The sequence below is a fragment of the Corynebacterium sp. BF-R-2 genome (assembly GCF_024586525.1).
GTDB classification, from domain to species: Bacteria; Actinomycetota; Actinomycetes; order Mycobacteriales; family Mycobacteriaceae; genus Corynebacterium; species Corynebacterium singulare.
Genome location: NZ_JAMFTP010000011.1, coordinates 109,210 through 129,778, shown reverse-complemented (window position 1 = coordinate 129,778; position 20,569 = coordinate 109,210). Strand labels below are relative to the sequence as shown.

Genomic DNA, 20,569 nt, shown 5'->3' with positions numbered 1-20,569 from the left:
AGATAGCCTAACCAACATTAGGTGAACCTATCTCAAGCCGACGAACCTCCAGCAAGGAGAGACAATTCACGTACATCGTCGAAATAAGGTTATCCTTACCTACATGACATCGACGACTCTGCCGACACCGGCCGCGGGCACCCCGCGCGCCGCGGGCCACAGCAGACGACTCCTCGGCCTAGCCCTCCTCGTGGCCACACTCGTCGCCCTCGTCTTCGCCAGCCTGGCACTGGGCGCCAAGGCGACCTCCATCTCAGAGCTCACCCAGGCCTGGCCCACCGCCTGGGAGATCCTGCGCGGGCACACCGACACCGCCCAGGCCGCCGGCACCGTGGGCAGCAGCGTCGCCGAGATCGCCGGAATCCTTGCCACCATGCGCATCCCGCGCACCGTGCTCGCCATCGTCGTCGGAGCTGCGCTCGGACTAGCCGGCACACTCGTTCAAGGCCTGACCCGCAACCCGCTCGCGGACCCTGGACTACTCGGCATCAATGCGGGCGCCGCACTCTTCGTCTCGGCGGGCATCTTCCTCTTCGGACTGACGTCCATGCAGTCGCACCTTTTCCTCGCCTTCCTCGGCGCGGGCCTGGCGGCGCTGCTCGTCTTCGGGCTCTCCGCCGGCGGCATCGGTCGCGGCGACACCCTGGGCCTCGTCCTCGCGGGTTCCGCCCTGTCCGCCGTCCTCGCGGCGGCCACGTCGGCCATCGTCTACATCGATCCCAACGCGCTCGACACCCTCCGCTTCTGGCAAGCGGGGTCCGTCACCGGACGCGGCTTCGACATCACCACCCCTGCGCTCGTGCCGCTCGCCATCGGCGCGGTACTAGCGCTGGCGCTGGGCCCGACGCTCAACATCCTCAATCTGGGCGCGGAGGCCGCGCAGGCGCTGGGCACCAACGTTGCCCGCGCCAATATCCTGGGCTTCGTGGCCATCACCCTGCTGGCCGGCGCGGCCACGGCAGCCGCGGGCCCCATCGGCTTCATCGGTCTCGTGGTGCCCCACGTCGCCCGCGGCATCACCGGCCCGGACTACAAGTGGGTGACCCCCTACTCCGCGCTGGCGGGCGCCTGCCTGTTGCTCGGCGCCGACATCGTGGGCCGCCTCATCATGCGCCCCGGCGAGCTCCAGGCGGGCATCGTCATCGCGCTGCTCGGCGGGCCGGCGTTTATCTGGCTCGTCCGGCACCGAACGGTGGTGAGCCTGTAATGAAGTACCTCAGCCTCGGAAAGTTCAGCTTCCTCTACCACCCGCGCACGCAAGCCTGGACCGCGGCCATCGTGGTCGCGAGCGCGCTCGTGTGGGTCATCAGCCTCGGCATCGGCGAGTTCCCCCTTAACCCCGCCGAGGTCATCGGCGTGCTGGCGGGCGGCGGAAACAAGCTCGAGCGCACCGTCGTCATCGACTGGCGCCTGGCCCGCTCGCTCGTGGGTCTAGCCGTCGGCGCCGCGCTGGGGCTCTCCGGCGCCATCACGCAGCGCATCGCCCGCAACGGCCTGGCCAGCCCGGACATCCTGGGCATCAACCAGGGCGCCACCGTGGCGGCCGTGGCCATCATGGTCTTCGGAGGATCTGCCGGGGCCGGCGGGGCGTTCGGCGCCTACGTCGGCATCCCGCTCGCCGCCATGGCCGGCGGTCTCGCCACCGGCGCGGCCATCTGGATGCTGTCCCGGCGCGGCAGGGTGGATATGTTCCGCCTCGTCCTCGTGGGCATCGGCGGCAACGCCTTCCTCCACGCCCTGGTCACGTACATGTTGGCCGCCACAGATCTCAACACCGCGGCCGCGGCCAAGGTGTGGATGGTCGGCTCGCTCAACGGCTGCACCTTCGAGCACCTATGGCCCACCCTGGGCATGCTCGTGGTGTGTGGCCTAGTGCTAGCCCGCATCGCCATCGATCTGCCCGCGCTGGAGCTCGGCGAGGATTCCGCCCAAGCCCTCGGCGCCCCCTTGAAGAAGATCAACGCGGCACTGCTCATCGTCTCAGTTCTACTGGCCGCGGTGACCGTCTCCGCCGTGGGCCCGGTGGGCTTCGTGGCCTTCGTCGCCCCGCAGATCTCCGCGCGCCTGGCGCGGGTCGGGGCGCCGCCCCTGGGGACATCGGCGGCCATGGGCGCAATCATCGTGTGCGTGTCCGACCTCATCGCCCGCTGTGCCTTCGGCTGGGAGATCCCGGTGGGCATCATCACCTCGGTCATCGGCGGACCTTTCCTCATCTGGCTGCTCTGGCAGCAAACTCGAACACGAAAGTAGACGACCATGCAACGACGTAACTTCCTCAAGATCACCGCTGGCCTCGGCGTCGCCGCCTTCGCTGCGGCCTGCTCCAAACAGGAGACTGCGCCGAGCGAGCAGGCGGCCACCTCCGCGGCATCGTCCAGCGCCGCCGAGCAGCACCAGCGCGTGATCGCGCTCAACACCGGCCAGCTGGACAACCTCCTCATGCTGCGCATTCTCCCGGTGGGCGCGGCCAAGGCCAAGAACCTGGGCGTCGTCCCGGACTACATCCGCAACCGCTTCGGCTCCGACTTCGATCTGGACTCCATCGCGGACTGCGGCCTACGCGCCAACCCGGATCTGGAGACCATCGCCTCCCTGAAGCCCACCCTCATCTGCGCTAACTCGCGTACGGACGAGGCCATCCTGGAGCAGCTCAAGGCCATCGCGCCCGTCGTCACCGGTAAGGGCGGCGGCGAGAACTGGAAGCAGGACCTCCTCACCATCGCCGAGGCCGTGGGCAAGAAGGACTCCGCCGAGCCCCTCCTGGCCGAGTACGAGTCCAACGCCAAAGCCTGGGGCGAGGGCCTATCCTCCAAGCCCACCGTCTCCTTCCTGCGTTCCAAGGAAGACCAGTTCCAGCTCTACGGGGTCAACTCCATGGCGGGCTCCGTGGCCGCCGATGCCGGCCTGCCCCGCCCCGCCAACCAAAAGCAGATTGAGAAGGCTGGCCAGGACATCTCCGCCGAGCAGCTCTCCGAGGCCGACGCCGACTGGATCTTCTACGGCGTCAACGCCGGCGCCGCCGACCCCTCGCAGGCCGCCACATGGCACTCTCTCAAGGCAGTGCAGGCCAACCAGGCCGTGTCCGTGGACTACGAGTCCTGGTACATGAACGCGTCCCTGCTCTCGGCCACCATCATCCTCCAGGGTCTGAAGGACAACATCAGGTAATGAACGCTCGACTTTCCGCGCACTCCGTCTCCGTCGGTTATGGCGATACCGTCATCAGCCGCGACGTCACACTCGACATCCCCGACGGCCAGGTCACCACGCTCATCGGCGCCAACGGCTGCGGCAAGTCGACCCTCCTGCGCGGCCTGTCCCACTTGCTCCCACTGTCGGCGGGCTCCGTCACCCTCGACGGGAAGAAGCTGGGTGACTACTCCTCCCGGGAGCTAGCCACGCGCTTGTCGATGCTCCCCCAGTCCCCCATCACCCCTGCCGGCGTCACCGTCGCAGACCTCGTGGCCCGCGGCAGGCACCCGCACCAGTCCTGGCTGCAGCAGTGGTCCGCCTCCCACTCCGCCGCCGTGGACGAGGCCATGGCGCTCACCAACGTCTTTCAGCTGCGCGACCGCCCCGTGGACTCCCTGTCCGGCGGCCAGCGCCAGCGCGTGTGGATAGCCATGGTCCTGGCTCAGGACACCGACATCGTCTTCCTCGACGAGCCCACCACCTACCTGGACCTGGCGCACTCCATCGACGTCCTCGAGCTCGTCTCCACGCTCAATAAGGAACAGGGCAAGACCATCGTCATGGTGCTCCACGATCTCAACCTAGCCGCCCGCTACTCGGACAACCTCGTCCTCATGAAGGACGGCTCCGTCACGGCCCTGGGCTCGCCCGAGTCCACCATCACGCCGCAGGCCCTGCGCGACGTCTTCGGACTGGACTCCCGCGTCATCGAGGACCCCGTCACCGGCGGGCCGCTCATCGTGCCGGAGCGCCCATAAGCCCCGTCGTTCCCTGCGTTTTTCGATCATGGGAAAGGCAGCGGGAGTTCATCATGTTCACGCTTTCAGTCACAGGACGGCTACTGCACACTGTGTGACACATTCTGCGAATCGTTGCTCATTGCTAGCAAAGACTTAACAGACTCGTGACCAGTAATCTCTAGTCCCCGTCGTGCTGTGAAACTACCCTGTGGGTATGAAGAATCTGCGCGCACTCCTGTCCCTCAGCCTGCTGCTGCCACTCGCCGCGTGTTCCGCCAGCGAGGAGGACTCTGCGGCACCGTCGGCAGTCACGACCACCGTCGTTCACTCGGCCGACGCCCCTGCGGGTGACGATGCCGCCGACGGCACTGTCGGTGCTGGCGGTACTGGCGGTGCTGACGCCGCCGATACCGCCACGGCCGACGACGTTGCTTCCGGGGCCGCTCCCGGCGCGTCCGGCACCGCACCAGCCCCAGCATCCTCCACTATCCCGCCCTTGCCCGAGGGCGCCTGCGCCACCTCCCAGCTCTCCACCGAGATCACCAACGAACAGGGAGCCGCTGGCTCCCGACTCGTCGACATCGTGCTGACCAATACCTCTGACGAGGAGTGCACCCTCACGGGCTTCCCCGGCGTCTCCGCCGTCACCAGCAACGACGGCACTCAACTAGGCCCCGCCGCGCTGCGTGAGACCGGCACCGAAGCTGCCACCGTGACGCTGGCGCCAGGGGCCCAGGCCCGCACGGGGCTCAAGATCACCAACGTGGGATTGCTCGACGCGGCGGCCTGCCAACCGCAGGACGCCGATGGCCTGCGGATCTATCCGCCCGAAAACACCGACAGCCTCTATGTCGCAGTGCCGGGCCTGCAGGCCTGCGCGGGCGAGGTCGACATCTTGTCTGTCCAGCCCATCACTCAGCTCTCCCCGTAAATCATTTCGATCTCCTAACAATTTCCAGCCGGTGATAGGACTCGGCTTCGCGCTTCGTTAGTCTCGGCCACGAGTTCGCCCCTCGGACGAAGGACATACACCATGACCACTCTCCCTGTCCTCCTGCCCCCAACGCACCGCGCGTGCCGCAGTAGCGGCGGCATCAGCAGCCGCGCTCGTTGCGTCCTGCTCCCCCCGACACTCGGCGCGAGGCAGCCCCGTCGGAATCCGCAGTGGCACCTGACTTGAGCGCGGCGACCGAGTCTGCCTCCAACCCACCAGCGACCTCGAGCACTTCCTCACGCGCGACTCGCAGCAGCACCAGCCCAGCTACGTCGAGCAGGGCGGCATCGACACGCAACTGGCCCGTATCCTTGGCCGAAGAAAGCTGCGACCCGAACGCCGGAGTCGCCGACTCCGGAGTCGGCGAATTCGTTGACAAAGGCGAAGCACCAACGGCCATCGTTCATTTCCTGTTGACGGAGGAGCCTGAACGCGGAGCACCTCTCAAAGACTTCAAAGTCACCCAAGATTCTTTCGATGCGTGCGAGCCCCTGAGCTACATCATTGCCTCCGGCAACTACGAGGGCGAACAAGTGGTCTTCTCCATCGTTTTCAACTGGGGCCACCCGCTCAATGACAGCAATGGGTACTTCTCCGGCGACGGCTTCGACTTCACCATTGGCAGCGACTCCGTAAGTTTCACTACGGGCGATACTCCCGCACATGAGGCAGGCAAGCCAGTGAGCGTGACATTTACCGCGATGGACTTCGGAGCACTCAAGACCGAGCTCAACGCAGAAGACAAACACCACATCGGAATCGACCTCACCCATCTGAACGACGCCGTCGATCCGGCCGACCTCGACGAGTTCTACGAATTCGACACCAATAGCGGCCCCGTCCGCTGCCGCTTCTCCATCAGCGAAAGTGAATGCGACTTCCTCGACGGTGAGTTTTCCCCCGCGGAAGCCATGAACGGACCAAGCAACTACTTCCTCAAAACCCATGGCGAAACGGAAGTCGACCTCGCCACCTTCAGAGACGACTCCAAAGACTTCCTGTCCGACAAGAAATTTGAAAAGGTCGGCGACGGCACTTACGAGGCCGGCACCTTGGGTCACCCCATCCAGGCGGAGCTCAAAGACGGCACTCTGACCCTCTACTTCCCCGACGGCGCCTACGTCTTCGAGGACGGCGTCCTCGACTTCTTCAACGAGGATGACCTGGAGGCGGGTACCATGCGCTCGGCGGCAACGTCCTCTGCCCGCGCGGATTAGCCCTCGATGTCGCGCAAGTAACGGGCCGACACCCCGCCCGCAATAGTGCGCAGCGCGACGTCCTTGGTCACCACCGTGCCCGCGGCCACGACCGCATGCTCCCCTTTGTGGATGCCACCTTGATCCTGGAAACGCGCGCCCGAGTTGATGACAACGTTTTCCCGATGTGCGTGTTGCTGCCAAACAGGCTGGATACCTAGCGCGAGCAAGGTATCGCTGTCTCCTAGGCCAACTGCGGCGATGCGCTCGTTCTCATTGCCCTCAATATTTGACGCCGAGGAATCCTCGCCTCGGGAGCAACCGGAAAGGACGAGAGTGGATGCTGCTAAGACAGCGGCCGTCTTCATTGCCGCGCGACGGGTCAGCGAATTGTTTCGAAACATATAGAAGCCTAACGTGTAGGGAGCTCATTGGGGTGCGGTGAAGGCCATCGGACGCACGGGGTGTTGATCGATCCTCGAGCGCGCGTCAATCACGTCTACCGCGTCTACCCCGCATGGGGCAGCCTAACTAGATAAAGGATAGGCTAAGTTAATTATTTCGGGGGGGTGTGTGGCTGCCGATATGGAGGCAGCTCAGCCGCTAGGGGCCAGCCGACAGGCGCTCCCAGCCGAAGGGGTGGGACCCCAGCCGATAGGAAGGCTCCCAGCGGAAGGGGGGATCCCGGCCGACAGGGGGCACTTTAGAAACGGTTTAGCAAACCACCGAACGTCCGCCGCTCCTCCACACGCTTCGCCCGACCACCGGCAGTTACCTACCTCCCCTCCCCACCTCGAACAGCTGGGCACTCCACCCCACCGGCTGCTTCGAACGCACTACCGCACCCACGGCAGCCAGGTGCTTCGCAATCACACGGGCCGTGGGCAGCTGCGATCCATACAGAACGAGGCGTGATAAATCTTCCTGGTAGTCATGATCCTCGGCCCCACTTTCCTGCAACACTGGGGTCACCAGGAACAGCTGCGCCCCAGAACGTAGTACGGCAGCTACCAGCTGCTGCAACTCTATAGTTGGCCAACGTCGCCACGGATCAACCAGCACCACAGCATCTACCTGCTCGCACAAAGTAGCCACTGTGCCAGCCCAATCCGCCCGGCGCGCATCCCCACCGCTACGCCCAACCGTTGGAGCGTGCAGTGCACTATAGCGAGCACGATCCCGGCGGCGTGGAGCAATATCGCGCAGCATAACCTCCTCTGCGCTGGCCCCAGGCTCCGTCATCGCTGCAGTTGCTGCGCCTACTGAGATCCTTGCGTCATCCTCTGCCTCCGAAAACGACCCCAACACCACGGCGTTTGCCTGCGGTATCTTACGTAGAATCTCATCCGCATACACCGCCGCGGCCGGACCTCCCACCGCGCATCGAAGCGAGCCAGCATCCTGTCGCGCTAGTAGCTTGCTGCTCAGAATCTCCGCTGCGGCCGGGGCCGACCACTGAGCACTGGAGGCCGCCTGTTCGTGTTCCTCCACGGCCAGTTGTGGCTGGGTTTGCACAATGTAGTCCCAGCGGTGCTCGCCGGTATCAGCCGGATTCTGCAGTGCCTGCCCTAGCCGGCCAAGTGCTGCGGTCTTGGCGGCCGCCGGCCCGGTAATCCAATCCCTTACTGGAGAATCCGGGTTTGCCAACTCGCTGCCCAGCGCAGTGAGGCCGATTCGAACCGCCCGTTGGTCCGCCACATCCTCCGATGAGCTATCCAGTGCTACATCCGCCGACAACGTCACTAACCCCACTGCCTCCAGGTAACGCGCAATCCGGAGAGCCAGCTCCTGCTGCACACCAGTTGCTTCGGCCAGTTGATCCACTCGATCCGCGCCCTCATCAATCAGGCCGAAAATCCCCATCCCTACGGCTTGGCGCACAAGAATCGCCGACCCCATTTCGGTGAGTTCATGCAGCTCAACCAGCGCATTACGGTAGCTCGTCACAGCCCCTGTCTCCGCCCCCTCACTGTCGCCCTGCAACGGAGTGCCCGTAACCTGCCCCGCACTCTCAGCCTGCGTAGCCGTCGCCCCTGCTTCCGATTGCGCCGGTGCCATTGCGCGCCAGTACCCCGTAATCTCCACGTTTTCCCGCGGAATCCCCAGAGCTCGAACCCAGCGTCGGATCGCCTTCAATCGCCCGGCCTCTCCCGCAGCCCATACATAGGGCATCGCAGCGGGCTCGGCCGCCCACTCTGGGTGTTCTCCGTACAACTCGGTAGCTTTCGCCACGAAGTCCCCGCCCTCGTCTCGCACCTGCCAGTGAATGTCCACCTGTGCTTCGAACTCCAGTCGCTGGACATGTGCCCGCGTGGCTACCTCAATAATCGCCACTGCCCTATACCCGGCGGGCAAAGACTCTATACAGCGAGCAATCGCCGGCAGCGCCGTCTCGTCGCCCACCATCAGTAGCCACGGAGTGTGGGTGGGCAGCGCTGCGCAAGACTTCGGCCCTGCGATATACAGGGGATCTCCCGGTCGAGCTCGTGCGGACCAGTCCTCGGCCAGGCCTTGGCCATGCCGCGCGAAGTCTACGACGAGACGGCCCTGGGAGGCGTCGAATGAACGGACGGTATATGTCCGAAACAGATCTTTGACTTCCTCTTGCCATAGCACCGTCGCGTCCTCCCGTGTGATGGGGTGAGGGCGCTCCCCGGTGGCCGGGTCTGGGAAGATGATGCGGATATCGTCGTCGAAACCATCGCTGACTAGCGGTGGTGCGTCTACGCCGAACGCACTATGGGCGCGTAGTTGTTCGCCCGTCAGAGTAATGCGACGCATCCCTGGTGTGATGTCCTCGATGTCATCGACCTGCAGTTCGCGGATCGTAATGGGGTAGATTTCCCTGTCTCGGCTATTCCTCGCCATGGTCATTCCTTTCTCGTTTCTGGGTTGGCGGTGTGCGGTGAGTCGGTGTGCGTAGGGTCAGTATGTGGGTTGGTTTAGTGGATTGGGACGGTGTGTAGCGGGTCAGTGCGGTGGATCGGCATGCGGTTGGTCGGCATGCGCAGGGTCGATGCCTCTCGCCTCGGGTGCTGGCCGGTCAGCCGAACTCTTGTCCAGCACCGCGGTGCCCACTGCTGAAAAACGTTCTTCCAGCCATCGACTTTCACCAGCTGCGCATGCGTAAGTTCAAGTTCGCTCACCCGCACCGGATACGCCCCCGGACGGCGCCTCCACGCAGCAGCCGGATCCCACTGCGCAGAAGACAAGCAAAGTTCCTTGCGGGTCGGCGGGCGGCAGCGGGGAGGCGAGTGAGCGAACAAGAAAGGGCATAAGAAAACACCCCACGCTGCCACACCGGGCGACACACTCGCGAGGGGTGCTGGAGAAAAAGAGACTAAGAGAGCTTTTTCAAGGTAGGCTTGACCTGCTCCAATACCCATGCACGGGACAGGGAGGTCGGCGTGTTCAGGCCGGCAACCACAGCCTCGTTACCCGCCAGGGTGGCGCCGGACTTGACCTGCGGCAGGTCTGAGTAGCCCGGGATCTTCTCCACCTCCGCGATGTCACCGGTGCGGTTATAGATCACCATGAAGTCCGCAGCCAGGGCGGAGACGTTTTCTGGCGACAGAGTCACGCGCCCCTGCTTTACCTCAATAGAGCCGTCGGTCAGAGGTTCCGGGAATTTCATACCCAGGTCGTAGATGAAAGAGGCTCCTGGGTCCTTCGGGTCGGCCACAGCTCCAAAGGATCCCTGAGCGAACTGGGAGACCACACCGGTCTTACCCTCGATATTCGGCAGCTCGGACTTCGCATCGGTGAAGACCTTCTCATCCTGGTCGATGACTTCTTGAGCTTTATCTTCCTTGTTGAAGATCTTGCCGAGCTCCTTCAGCTGCGACTTCCAGCCGATCCCCTCACCCTCGGTGCCAATACCACCCAGAGTGGGCGCGATCTCGGAGAGCTGTGTGTAGTTATCCTCGGAGATCGTCCAGTAGTCCCCGACGATGAAATCCGGAGCAGCGGCAGCGATCTCTTCCTTCGGCAGAGTCTTGAAATCGGTCTGCTTGATAATCTCCACGCCGTCCAACTTGCCGTCGCGCCACGGGGCATTCATGTCCTTAGCAGACACCACCACGGCGGAGGGCTTGATGCCCATAGCCAGCAGGTTGTCGATGGCTGGACCAATGGCAACGACGCGCTCGGGGTTTACGGGGTATGTGTCTTCCCCCCTGGCGTGCTTGATGGTGACTTCGGAGGCATTATCACCGGAATTCGCTGCGGAGTTTGCGCCTGAGGAAGTATTTTCCGCCTTGCCATCTGTATCGGAGCTGCAGGCTCCCAACATCAGGGTAGTGGAGAGCACGGCGAGACTGAGCGCACGGACAACGATTGAGTTCTTCATCCTGAATGGGTTTCCATTTCACTAAACGAACAAGGTTAGGTAAGGCTACCATCACCCAGGGTAGGCTAACAAGGGTAATCCGAGACTTTTTAACTTAATTTGGATCGGGGAGGGCACGACGATCCAGCTTCCCATTACTGCTCAGCGGCAATGCCTGCAGAGCTGAAGCCATGTCCGACAACAACACGTCCAAACGGCCCCGGCTGAAACATCAACCCCGATTAAGACACCCGCGAGGTTGACAAAATATATCGGAACGCCTCCAAAAATGAAGCCTCGTATATTCCATTACACAGGCCTACAATCGCGGCCATGGAATCGAAGACGCTGACGTCACTGGTATTTGGAAATGTTGTGCTGGAATCGCAGATGACGAAGACGATTATCGTCGTCTACGCCGACGACATGCGGTCATGGTACTTTCGTCCGAACCCGTATACGGAGCTCAAGGTGCCCCTCGATGAGCTGCAGGGGAAGCTGAGCAGAGAGCGCGCGGAACTCATCTCAGAGCGCATTTTTGATGGCGTCAAGCTGGAGCTCGAGGAAAGCTACTCCGGAGGCGTCGACCGCGCCCAAAAGGAGCTCTGCAGTTGGCTCCTGTGTGAGGAAGCAGCCGCTTAGACCAACATCAGGCCGACCCGAGAGCCGACTTAGGCTCAATACGACACGTTGGGCCGTACGCCAGCCGGCGATGCGCCCACTCGAACGGGCCAGGTTTGCCCCAAGCCTCAAGCAGAGCAGCGAGCAGCAGCGTAAGGACAAAGACCAGCAGACCGATTCCAAGCTTGCCGCTCACCGAAGCATCCGCACCTAGTCCGAAGCCGGCTGGGGTGACAAGAACAATAAACAAAACCGATTGCGCAATGTAGCCCGACATAGAGCGCTTGCCCAACGCCACGAAAGCAAAGGCCCACCCAGGAACGCGATTGTTGAGTTTCTCCGTGAGCAGTGCCAAAACCGCCAGAATGCCAGGACCCGTAAGAAAGCCAAAAGCTTGGTTCAGCATCAAGAACACCGGTTCCAATTCGGTTGACACAACACCAGCGGCCGCAAGCCCCCACGGAAGACCAACAAAGACAATGACCATACCTGCAATAACAACCCAGGTGACCAAGGTTCGGCGGTGCGCAGAAACGTTTGCAAGCACGCCCTCCCGCGCCCAGATATATCCGATGAGTAAAACGCCTACCAGCCCCACAAATGTGATGGGGATCTGCCCCAGAGCAGCAACCTCACCGCGCAGGTTGCGGGCGAAATAGTCACCGAATGTGACAAGATCACCGGTCATCGGACGCGAGTTGGGCAGAGGATTGAAGTAACCAAAATAGGCTCCCACCGCGCCCGAGCCGGCGAAAACCGCATAGCCGCCAAAGAACCAGTAGGCAATGCGCCGCAGCGTGCGCGTCGAAAGCGTAAAGCACCAAGCCAAAGCGATGCCGATGAGGCCATAGACCAGCATGATGTCACCGTCGAAAAGCGCGAAGCCATGCGCCAGACCGAAAACTGCCAGCAGCCCGTAGCGGCGGATGAGTACGCGCCGCGATTCTTTAATGGTGTAGCCCTTACGCTGCAGGCTCGCAGCAATGAGACCAATGCCGAATCCCAACAGCATGCAGAACATGGGCAGGCCTCGCACACGTACAAACATGCCGGTGAACACCGCGGCCACGGTGTCCAGGGCGCTATCGGGGCGCACACCGCCCAGGGTGGAGCTGGGACCTATCGACCAATCATTGACTACCCAGCTCTGCACGGCGTTCGCCATGGCGATCCCCAAAAGCGCCGTGCCGCGCGCTAAGTCAGGAACGATAAGTCGTTGTCGTTTCTCCTGCATACACCCTATTTTACTCTTCTCAAGCATCATCTAAGGGCGGTTTGACTAGGCTAAGCCCCATGCCTGAGCCACTGTCGTACTCCTCCACCGAAGGCTTCCCGCAGCTGCACATGTCCCGCGTCATCGACGCTGAATTCGATGATGCCGCGGACAAACTCTTCCGCTGGGGCCTGCAGCGTAGCGGTCTTTTCCGGGTACGGCCCAGTCACGCCACGGTGGAGGAAGGCGCTGAGGTCGGCCTCGGGATGGGGCCGTGGGAGTTTCGCTGCCGGGTGGTGGATGTCTTCCGCGAGGAGGGCCGGTGTGGCTTTACCTACGGCACCCTTCCCGGCCATATTGAGCGCGGCGAGGAGACCTTTACCCTGGAGCGCCTACGGGATGGGCGCACGCTGCTGCTTGTCGACGCCTCCTCCCAACCCGCCCACCTCCCCTTCCTGCGCCCGCTGCTCGATATTCCCCGGCGCGCGCTGATTCGCTTCTTTTACCTCAGGGCGCTGGACTGATCCCCCGCAGCGCCCGCCGGCGGATGGTGGCTAGGCGGTGAATCCGTCCTTAGGATTCCAGGCCTTGCTCACCGCCAGCGCTACCGAAGCATCTTCAGCTTCAACATCAGACACGCGGTAGTAGTGCATGTCCACGTGATCGGCAAAGAGGTGCGCGACGGCATAGCCGTGGGAGTCATAGTCCAAGTGCTTTACCCACGGATTGGCGTCCTTGATTGCGTCCTCAATGAGCAACGAAGTCGAGTTGTCCTCCCCGTGGTAGGTGCCTGTGTAGGTGGTGAGGATTTCGTCGACATTGGGCGCCGTAATTGAGGTAGTCACCAGCTCACAGGCCACGCGCTTATCGTGCAGGTAGATGTCGTTGGCCCATTCCGAGTGAATATCACCGGTAATGAAGAAGGAGTTACCCTCGCGAGCATCAAGAGCCTCAAGCACACGGTCACGGTCGGCGGCGTATCCATCCCACTGATCCGAATTCACGGCAAAGCCAGAAGTATTGCCCTTGACAAAGCGCAAGCCCTCATTGGCCGCGTCATTACCGGGAATGGTCAACAGGCGCATGGGAGCCATCATCACGGAATTGCCCATCACCATCCACGTGGCGTCCGACATCGAAATAGTGTCCCGCAGCCACTGCAACTGCTCGTTGCCCACGATGGTTCGATTCGGGTCCCCGAAGTTAGCGGCGGTGGTTTCCTGATCGCGGTAGGTACGCAGGTCCATCATGGTGAGCTCCATGAGGGAGCCGAAGCGCAGGTTGCGGTAAAGCTTACCGCCCTCGCTCAGCTGCTTTTGACGCAGCGGCATCCATTCGTAATAAGCCTGCAAGGCGTCGTTCCAGCGGCGGGACCACTCGCCCTCTGCAAACCCAGGTGTGTGGTTTTCGGCGCCCTCGCGCCAGGAGTTGTTGGCTGTCTCGTGGTCGTCCCACACCACGACCCACGGGGCCGCAGCATGCGCAGCCTGCAGGTGCTCGTCGGTGCGGTAGCGGCCGTAGCGAATGCGGTAGTCCTCCAGCGTGACGATCTCCCATACGGGGTGGTGCTCACGTGCCACGCCACTCTTGCCCACGTACTCCCCCGTGGGATATTCGTAGATGTAATCCCCAAGGAAGACCACGAAGTCAAGCTCCCCGGAGCGTCCACGCTCCGCCATGTCTTTGTAGGCGTTAAAGAAGCCCGATTCGTAGTTGGCGCACGAGGCCACGGCGAATTTCAGGTTGTCTACCTGGGCGTCGACAGCCGGCGCAGTTTTCGTCCTGCCCACGGGCGAATACGCCCCGCTATGCTCACCCGAGGTCACCTGGAAGCGGTAGTAGTACACGGTGTCCGGGTTCAGGCCAAAGGGATCTACGTGAACGGTATGGTCGTGCTCCGCGGAGGCAACCTCTTGACCGTGTGCCACCACGGAAGCCATCGCCTCATCTGTAGCAATCTCCCATGCCACGTGAACGTCGTCTCCCATGCCAGAACCAGGCAGGGCATCCCGGTCCGGGGTGACGCGGGTCCACAGCACCACCGAGGTGGGCAGCGGATCACCAGACGCAACGCCGTGGAGGAAAGGCAGCTGGGCGCCGGTGTACTGGTTATACGCTTCCAACGGGGCCTGGCGCGGGGTGCCGTGCTGGGCAGTTGCTGCCGACAGCCCATAGCCAGCGGCCGCGGTGGATGCACCAACGGCGCCCCAACGCAGCGCGGTGCGTCGATTAAAGCGGATAGCGCGAGAGTTTCTTAAAGATTCTGAAGAGTCTGGGGTATCTGTGGACCCGAATTCGTGGGACATGGGGCTAAACATAAGCTCACCAAAACTGCTATTTCAACGCGAAACAGCGCGTGATATCCCCTATACCGGGGGCATGTTCCACAGATTTCTATTCTGCTTAACCGAAGGTTCACCTTGAGATGTTTCTGTGACTAGGTCATGTCTGTTTCTCTGTTTTCTCAGCAGAGAAACACTCTCACATTCAACTTCCGATATTCATCGCAAAAGGCACACAAAGCAATAATGAAGCGTTTTAGTTTTTCTCCCGCCTCCGCTGGCGTAGCCACCATGACCGCGGCCGCTCTTGTCTTCACCTCACAGGTAAGCGTTCCCGTTCTGGCTACCGCTCAAACTAGCCCCATTTCCCGGATGGTGCTCCAACCGGGAAGCAAGGAAAGCTCCGTCATTGTCTCGTGGCGCACCCAGGGCCCGGCAGACAAGGAAGTCCTCGAGGTCACCGGCCCAGGCGGCTCCCAGACCTTTGAAGCAGAGGAAAAGGACGGTGGCGCTATTGCCTACGTGTCCAACTACGCCACCGCTACGGGTCTAAAGGAAAACACCGAGTACACCTACCGCGTCGGCTCCGAGGAGGGCGGCTGGTCCGAGCCTGAAACCTTTAACACCGGCAGCTTTGGCCAGGACTGGAGCTTCGTCACGGTTTCTGACGCGCAGATTGGAGTCGATGCCGACATCAAGGGTCAGACCGAGCAGTGGAACAAGACCATCGGCAACGCGGTTGCCGACGCCCCTCAAGCCAGCATGATCTGGTCCCTCGGTGACCAGGTTGAGGGCTGGGGCGCGACGATCGCGCAGTACGACGGCTACTTCTCCTCACCGGAGATTCGAAACATTCCCACCAACGCACTGCCGGGCAATCACGAGACGTACCCGTCAGACCTGGCAATGAAGCACTACGATGAGCACTTCATCAACCCGAATCAGGAGCCAGACCTGCGGGATTTCTACTTTGAGCGCAACAACGTTCTCTTCCTTGGGCTCGACACCAACGCCAGCAGTGACGCGGACATTGAGCGCCATGCGGAGTTCATGCGTAAGACCATTGAAAACCGCGGAGCTTTCAATGACTGGATCATCGTGGGCATGCACCACGCCTTCTTCTCTCAAGGCACCCACTACACCGATGGCGATGTAACCAAGCTCCGTGAAAAGCTCGCTCCGGTCATGTCCGAACTGGACGTCGATGCCGTACTCAGCGGCCACGATCACATCTACACCCGTACCCATCTCATGAACGGCCTTGAGCCGGTGAAGGCTCCTGCGAAGCGTGGCGACGTCCTCGCCCCCAATGACGGTGAGGTCCTCTACATCACCACCACCTCGGCGGGCGGCGGCAAGTTCTATGACTTCCAGGGTGAGGACGGGAAGAAGTACCCCAATGCCCGCATGGAAAACATGGACCCTGCTCTGCCGCACGAGTCCACGGCGATCTGGCGCCAGGACTACGACGAGGACTACATGGTCGTCGATGTGACCGGTGATGAGCTCACCTTCCGCACCTACAACGCCAACAACCCGAACTTGGTGGACAAGGTCACGCTGAAGAACAACGACCACGCCATTGCGGACCCGCGCGAAGAGAAGCCGACGACCCCGGCACCGGCGACCACAACTGAGGTCGTCACCACGGAGGTACCGACCACCGTGACCACCACGGAAACCAAAGAGGTCCCCACCACGGTGACCACCACGCTCCCAGCGGAGAAGACCACCAAGACAGTGACCTCGATGGTGCCCACCACTGAGGAAAAGACCATCACCACCAAGGTGCCGACGACCATTACCACTACCAAAACTGCCGAGCCCTCCGAGCCTTCGGATCCCTCCAAGCCAGCCAAGCCAGGTGAGCCAGCCAAGCCGGATGAGAACTGTGACGAGGGCTCTGCGGGGGCGTCGGCAAGCTCGGCAGGCTCCTCCGATGGGTCCTCGGATGATTCGTGCTCGTCCTCTCGCGGCGGCATGATTGGCTTCCTGTTGGGGGCCATCAGCGCGCTGATTGTCGCCGGCGGTGTGGCGGCGCTGGACCCGAACAGCCCGGTCCGCAACAACATTCAGAGCATGCTCGACTCGCTTTACCGGATGTATACCCGGTTGTTCTAAGGCCCCCTAAAACACGCAAACGGAAACGGAATGCACGGGGGTTAATCCCCCTGTATTCCCCGTTCCCAAGCGCAGATCGCCTCCTGTGTGTAATTTAACTCACATGCACACAAAGTCACGTTTCATACCAAAACCATTGCTCACGGCGATTCTTTTCCTCGCAGCAGTCGCTCTCTCCGTCGTAAGCGTTCTCTTTCCCCTCACCGCCACCGCCGAAGATTCACGCTCAACCTCCACTAGTAGCTCCGTGCCGAGCTCCCCACTGCTTCTAGTGACATGGCCCCGACCATGGTGGTCTTCGATTCCTCCGGTTCCATGATCACCAACGATGCCGGCGGCCAGACCCGCATCGACGCCGCCAAAGATGCCGCCCGCACCTTCATCACCGAAGCCGGGGACGACGCCCCTCTGGGACTTGTCACCTACGGTGGGAACACCGGCGAGGCTCCTGAAGATGAAGCTGCCGGTTGCCAGGACATCACCGTGGTAACGCCACCCGAGGCCGGCAATTCTGAGAAGATGATTGGCCACATGGATGGCCTCCAACCGCGCGGCTTTACGCCCATCGGTGAATCTCTGCGCAAGGCCGCGGCTGAGCTTCCAAAGGAAGGCCAGCGCAGCATCATCTTGGTCTCGGATGGCGTTGCGACATGTACCCCGCCACCGGTCTGCGATGTGGCGAAGGAACTCAAGGAACAGGGTATCGACCTGGTCATCAACACCGTCGGCTTCAACGTTGAGCCCGAGGCTCAGCAGGAACTGCAGTGCATTGCCGACGCCACCGGCGGCACCTATGCCGACGCCTCCGACGCCGATAGCTTGGCCAAGGAGCTTAGCCGCGCAGCACCGCGCACCTTCAACGCCTACGAGTCAGACTTAGAGGAGATCGAAGGCGGCGAAACCGAAGGTTCCCCGGCCACGGTAGACCGTGACGTAGAGGCCTTCTCCACCACTCTTCTTCCGACGGAGGGCAAAGGGCACTCAGCTGAATCCACTACCTTCTTCACTACCCCATTGCTGAAGGCGAGCGCGTGGTGATTGGGCCTGACCCCTTTTTGGTGGACACCTTTCATTCCAGCCCAGTCGGGCTGGGAAGAAAGGTAATCTACCACCATGTCCAGGTACTCCGAACAGTTCAAACGCGATGCTGTGGCCCTCTATGAAAACAATGAGGACCTCTCGCTGAACGCAGCATCAGCAGAGCTCGGTATCAACCGTGCCTCGCTGCATTCTTGGGTCACCAAGTACGGCACCGGAAAGCGTGCCCGCATTAGAGCCGTGCATGATAAAGCCCAAGCGGCGACTGATTCTGAGCGAATCCGCCAGCTGGAAAAAGAAAACGCGAAGCTGCGCGAAGAACGCGATATTCTACGTAAAGCTGCTAAATATTTTGCCGAAGAGACACGCTGGTGATCCGCTTCCAGTTTGTCTATGACCACCGAACCGAATACTCGGTCAAGCGGATGTGCCACGTTTTAAAGCTCAATCGCTCCTCGTTCTATAAATGGGTCCAAACCCGTGAAAAGCGCAGGTTAAAGATGTGTTCCGATGCCCTTATTGGTGCGAGAATTACAACCATCTTCGATGATGAGCACGGGCTTTATGGTGCTAAACGCATCGCTGCAAGCCTCAACGACGATACGGACTTTCCTCCGATCAACCACAAGAAGGTCGCACGCATCATGAAATCCATGGGACTTAAAGGCTTTACCAAGCGCCGCCGATGTGTCACTACCAGGCGCAAGCCTGGCCACCGTGTCATGCCGGACTTAGTAGGCCGTACATTCACAGCCAACGAGCCGAACCGCGTTTATCTTGGCGAATTTACCTACCCGCCCTGTAAGGGTGGCAAGAACATGTATTTGGCCACAGTCATTGACACGTATTCACGGAAACTTGCAGGTTATGCGATCGCAGACCACATGCGAGTGTCACTGGTCGTCGATGCACTAGCCCACGCGCACGGTGTGCGTGGCAGTCTTGACGGGGCTGTATTCCATTCCGATCACGGCAGTATGTACACCTCACAAGCCTTTAGGGACCACTGCACCCAGCTTGGTGTTCGCCAATCCATGGGAGCGGTGGGAACGAGTGCTGATAATGCCCTGGCAGAATCATTTAACGCCACCTTAAAGCGTGAAGTCCTGCGTGATCGGAAAGTCTTTGACAATCCCATCGTCTGCCGCCAAGAAGTCTTTCGATGGTGCATGCGCTACAACACGCGCAGACGGCATTCCTGGTGCAACCTTCTAGCCCCCGATGACTTCGAAGCACTCACATCAGCTACACTGACCCAAGCAGCATAGCTAACCCCCGACGTGTCCACTGTCCGGGGGTCAGGCCCGTCTCCACCTCGTACGCCTCAATCCCATCATCACGCGCAGCGAGCTCGTGGAGGCCACCGGACTGTCCCAGCCCACCATCACCCGCGCCACCGCCGCTCTCCTCAAGGCCGGCCTCATCCAAGAGCGCACGGACCTCACCCGCTCCCAAGGTCGCGGCCGCCCCACGGTTCCGCTCGAGGCCTCCGATAACGGCTGGCTCCTTTCCGGCATCGCGGTCGGCACCACCTCGACGTATATCGGCCTCTACGACACCCGCGGCCGCATTATCCGCGAAGACAACGTTCCCACCCCGGTCTCGAAGCTCAGCCCCGATGACTTCGTCGAGCACGTCATCGCTGGCGTCAACCGGCTCACCACCGGTGTCGACCGCACACTCGTTTCCGTCGGCGTGACCACCTCCGGCTCCGTCGACGAAGAAGGCAAGGTCCACGCGGCCAACCTCGGCTGGGACGGCATGGATATCGCAGGACGCCTCGACTTCCAGTTCGGCGTCCCCGTCACTGTCACCCCGGCCGTGCCCGCCATCCTCGCTTCGGAGACGCAGGCCGCTCCTCTCGGCGACGAAGCCCGCACGCTCGTCCTCTTCGCGGATGACTCGATTGGCGCCGCCCTGTCCGATGAGGACGGCGTTGCCTCCATCGAGCTCCCACAGTTCGACGGCGCCGACCCACGCGACACCCTCGTCAACGCCGCGCTTGCGCCCCGTCTCGCTGAGGCTGCCGATGCCCCCTCGGTCCTTGCCCAGCGCGCCTCCGACCTCGGCCGCCTTACGGCCCAGCTTATCGATGCCCACCGCCCCGACACCGTGGTCATCGCCGGCTCCGCCTTCTACGACGTGCCCACCGCGCCGAAGCTCTTTGCCTCGGCCGCACGCGGCGAGCTCGACCCCGATCTCGCGTCCGCGACGGAGCTGCGCATGATCCCCAACCACAAGGAGATCGTCCGCTCCATCGCCCGCGCCGTCGCGCTCGACCCGCTCCTGCGCACGCCGCTTGAGCTGAACACCGCGAAGGTGCGCGCCGCCTAGGCCAGCCCGCACTCCGCACGCAGTTCGGCAAGGTTGCCGTCGTAGAGATACCCGCGCAGCCCTGCCGCCCGTGCTGCGTCGACGTTGCCCTGGGTGTCATCAATAAAGAGTGTGTCTTTCGCACTCGCACCCAACGCGTCCATCGCCACGTCGAAGGCCCGCTTGTCGGGCTTGACCACGCCAATCTCGCCACTGAGCACCACGGCGGTGAATTCCTTGAGTCACGAGTCGTTGCGCTCGCGCACCATACGACCGAGTCCCACCGGAATATTGGACAGCACGCCCACCGCATTGCCCGCGCCAAGCAACTCCTGGGCGACCCCACGACGTCGAGGTCCGGCGCCGTACACGGCTCGAAGTCCTGAGCGACGGCCTCAGAGATATCGAAGTCCGGAAGGCCTAGGCGCACCTGCATCTGGCGCCACCAGCGTTCGTCGCTCACCACGCCCGCGTCATAGGCCGGGCGCAATTCGTTATACGCCGTCCAAAAAGCGGCCGGATCCTCGGCACC

At 62.0% G+C, this 20,569-nt stretch carries 20 protein-coding genes; 12 read left to right on the top strand and 8 right to left on the bottom strand.

Annotation, left to right across the window (positions count from 1 at the left end; translation table 11 throughout):
- Positions 1-103 precede the first annotated feature (103 nt).
- The 5 genes from M5J09_RS09455 to M5J09_RS09435 all read left to right on the top strand — a co-directional run bounded on the left by M5J09_RS09455 (position 104) and on the right by M5J09_RS09435 (position 4,863).
- Positions 104-1,207: an iron ABC transporter permease gene (locus tag M5J09_RS09455; protein WP_257157670.1), complete on the top strand. Its 1,104-nt coding sequence runs from the start codon at positions 104-106 to the stop codon at positions 1,205-1,207.
- Positions 1,207-2,250 (top strand): iron chelate uptake ABC transporter family permease subunit, encoded by a 1,044-nt coding sequence (locus M5J09_RS09450; protein WP_010189115.1) that lies wholly within the window; start codon positions 1,207-1,209, stop codon positions 2,248-2,250. Before M5J09_RS09455 ends, M5J09_RS09450 begins: the two co-directional genes overlap by 1 nt.
- A gap of 6 nt (positions 2,251-2,256) precedes the next feature.
- Entirely contained in the window at positions 2,257-3,168 is a 912-nt protein-coding gene (locus M5J09_RS09445; protein WP_070684175.1) for an iron-siderophore ABC transporter substrate-binding protein, read from the top strand.
- Positions 3,168-3,950: an ABC transporter ATP-binding protein gene (locus M5J09_RS09440; RefSeq protein ID WP_010189119.1), complete on the top strand. Its 783-nt coding sequence runs from the start codon at positions 3,168-3,170 to the stop codon at positions 3,948-3,950. Before M5J09_RS09445 ends, M5J09_RS09440 begins: the two co-directional genes overlap by 1 nt.
- 196 nt (positions 3,951-4,146) lie before the next feature.
- Positions 4,147-4,863, top strand: a complete 717-nt coding sequence (locus M5J09_RS09435) for a DUF4232 domain-containing protein (RefSeq protein WP_070596553.1) — start codon at positions 4,147-4,149, stop codon at positions 4,861-4,863.
- Between the two features lie 163 nt (positions 4,864-5,026).
- Here the strand turns inward: M5J09_RS09435 and M5J09_RS09430 are convergent, their stop codons facing one another.
- A complete protein-coding gene (locus M5J09_RS09430; RefSeq protein WP_257157669.1) occupies positions 5,027-5,224 on the bottom strand; it encodes a hypothetical protein in 198 nt (65 codons plus the stop codon).
- Positions 5,225-5,237: 13 nt separating this feature from the next.
- Between M5J09_RS09430 and M5J09_RS09425 the strand changes: the two genes are divergently transcribed.
- On the top strand, positions 5,238-6,143 hold the full coding sequence (locus M5J09_RS09425; protein WP_070684171.1) for a hypothetical protein: 906 nt from the start codon (positions 5,238-5,240) through the stop codon (positions 6,141-6,143).
- Here the strand turns inward: M5J09_RS09425 and M5J09_RS09420 are convergent.
- The 4 genes from M5J09_RS09420 to M5J09_RS09405 all read right to left on the bottom strand — a co-directional run bounded on the left by M5J09_RS09420 (position 6,140) and on the right by M5J09_RS09405 (position 10,470).
- The gene (locus M5J09_RS09420) at positions 6,140-6,526 is read right to left on the bottom strand and encodes a hypothetical protein (RefSeq protein ID WP_070596556.1); all 387 of its coding nucleotides are present in this window, start codon (positions 6,524-6,526) and stop codon (positions 6,140-6,142) included. The genes M5J09_RS09425 and M5J09_RS09420 overlap by 4 nt on opposite strands.
- A gap of 367 nt (positions 6,527-6,893) precedes the next feature.
- Entirely contained in the window at positions 6,894-8,990 is a 2,097-nt protein-coding gene (locus tag M5J09_RS09415; protein WP_070597336.1) for a siderophore-interacting protein, read from the bottom strand.
- A 74-nt stretch (positions 8,991-9,064) separates the two neighbouring features.
- Positions 9,065-9,334 (bottom strand): hypothetical protein, encoded by a 270-nt coding sequence (locus tag M5J09_RS09410; protein ID WP_143335455.1) that lies wholly within the window; start codon positions 9,332-9,334, stop codon positions 9,065-9,067.
- A gap of 128 nt (positions 9,335-9,462) precedes the next feature.
- Complete coding sequence (locus tag M5J09_RS09405) at positions 9,463-10,470, bottom strand: ABC transporter substrate-binding protein (protein WP_010189126.1); 1,008 nt, start codon at positions 10,468-10,470, stop codon at positions 9,463-9,465.
- Between the two features lie 312 nt (positions 10,471-10,782).
- Here M5J09_RS09405 and M5J09_RS09400 point away from each other — a divergent pair, with 312 nt between their 5' ends.
- Positions 10,783-11,091, top strand: a complete 309-nt coding sequence (locus M5J09_RS09400; protein ID WP_257157668.1) for a hypothetical protein — start codon at positions 10,783-10,785, stop codon at positions 11,089-11,091.
- A 7-nt stretch (positions 11,092-11,098) separates the two neighbouring features.
- Here the strand turns inward: M5J09_RS09400 and M5J09_RS09395 are convergent, their stop codons facing one another.
- Positions 11,099-12,304, bottom strand: a complete 1,206-nt coding sequence (locus M5J09_RS09395) for a DUF418 domain-containing protein (RefSeq protein ID WP_257157667.1) — start codon at positions 12,302-12,304, stop codon at positions 11,099-11,101.
- Between the two features lie 59 nt (positions 12,305-12,363).
- Here M5J09_RS09395 and M5J09_RS09390 point away from each other — a divergent pair, with 59 nt between their 5' ends.
- Positions 12,364-12,807, top strand: coding sequence for a DUF1990 domain-containing protein (locus tag M5J09_RS09390; RefSeq protein ID WP_257157666.1), 444 nt, complete (start codon positions 12,364-12,366; stop codon positions 12,805-12,807).
- A gap of 30 nt (positions 12,808-12,837) precedes the next feature.
- Here the strand turns inward: M5J09_RS09390 and M5J09_RS09385 are convergent, their stop codons facing one another.
- On the bottom strand, positions 12,838-14,589 hold the full coding sequence (locus tag M5J09_RS09385; RefSeq protein WP_257157665.1) for an alkaline phosphatase: 1,752 nt from the start codon (positions 14,587-14,589) through the stop codon (positions 12,838-12,840).
- Positions 14,590-14,811: 222 nt separating this feature from the next.
- Here M5J09_RS09385 and M5J09_RS09380 point away from each other — a divergent pair, with 222 nt between their 5' ends.
- The 4 genes from M5J09_RS09380 to M5J09_RS09365 all read left to right on the top strand — a co-directional run bounded on the left by M5J09_RS09380 (position 14,812) and on the right by M5J09_RS09365 (position 20,058).
- Positions 14,812-16,686, top strand: coding sequence for a metallophosphoesterase family protein (locus M5J09_RS09380; RefSeq protein WP_257157664.1), 1,875 nt, complete (start codon positions 14,812-14,814; stop codon positions 16,684-16,686).
- 276 nt (positions 16,687-16,962) lie between these two features.
- Positions 16,963-17,724 (top strand): VWA domain-containing protein, encoded by a 762-nt coding sequence (locus M5J09_RS09375; RefSeq protein ID WP_257157663.1) that lies wholly within the window; start codon positions 16,963-16,965, stop codon positions 17,722-17,724.
- A 75-nt stretch (positions 17,725-17,799) separates the two neighbouring features.
- Positions 17,800-18,992 (top strand): IS3 family transposase gene (locus M5J09_RS09370; protein WP_257157662.1). Its coding sequence is split into 2 segments (ribosomal slippage): positions 17,800-18,079 and positions 18,079-18,992, totalling 1,194 coding nucleotides; the frame shifts between segments, so codons are not numbered across the junction.
- Positions 18,993-19,011: 19 nt separating this feature from the next.
- A complete protein-coding gene (locus tag M5J09_RS09365; RefSeq protein ID WP_070532436.1) occupies positions 19,012-20,058 on the top strand; it encodes an ROK family transcriptional regulator in 1,047 nt (348 codons plus the stop codon).
- Here the strand turns inward: M5J09_RS09365 and M5J09_RS09360 are convergent.
- A complete protein-coding gene (locus M5J09_RS09360; RefSeq protein WP_070524703.1) occupies positions 20,055-20,261 on the bottom strand; it encodes an HAD-IA family hydrolase in 207 nt (68 codons plus the stop codon). The two genes, M5J09_RS09365 and M5J09_RS09360, sit on opposite strands and share 4 nt — an antisense overlap.
- Between the last annotated feature and the right edge of the window lie 308 nt (positions 20,262-20,569).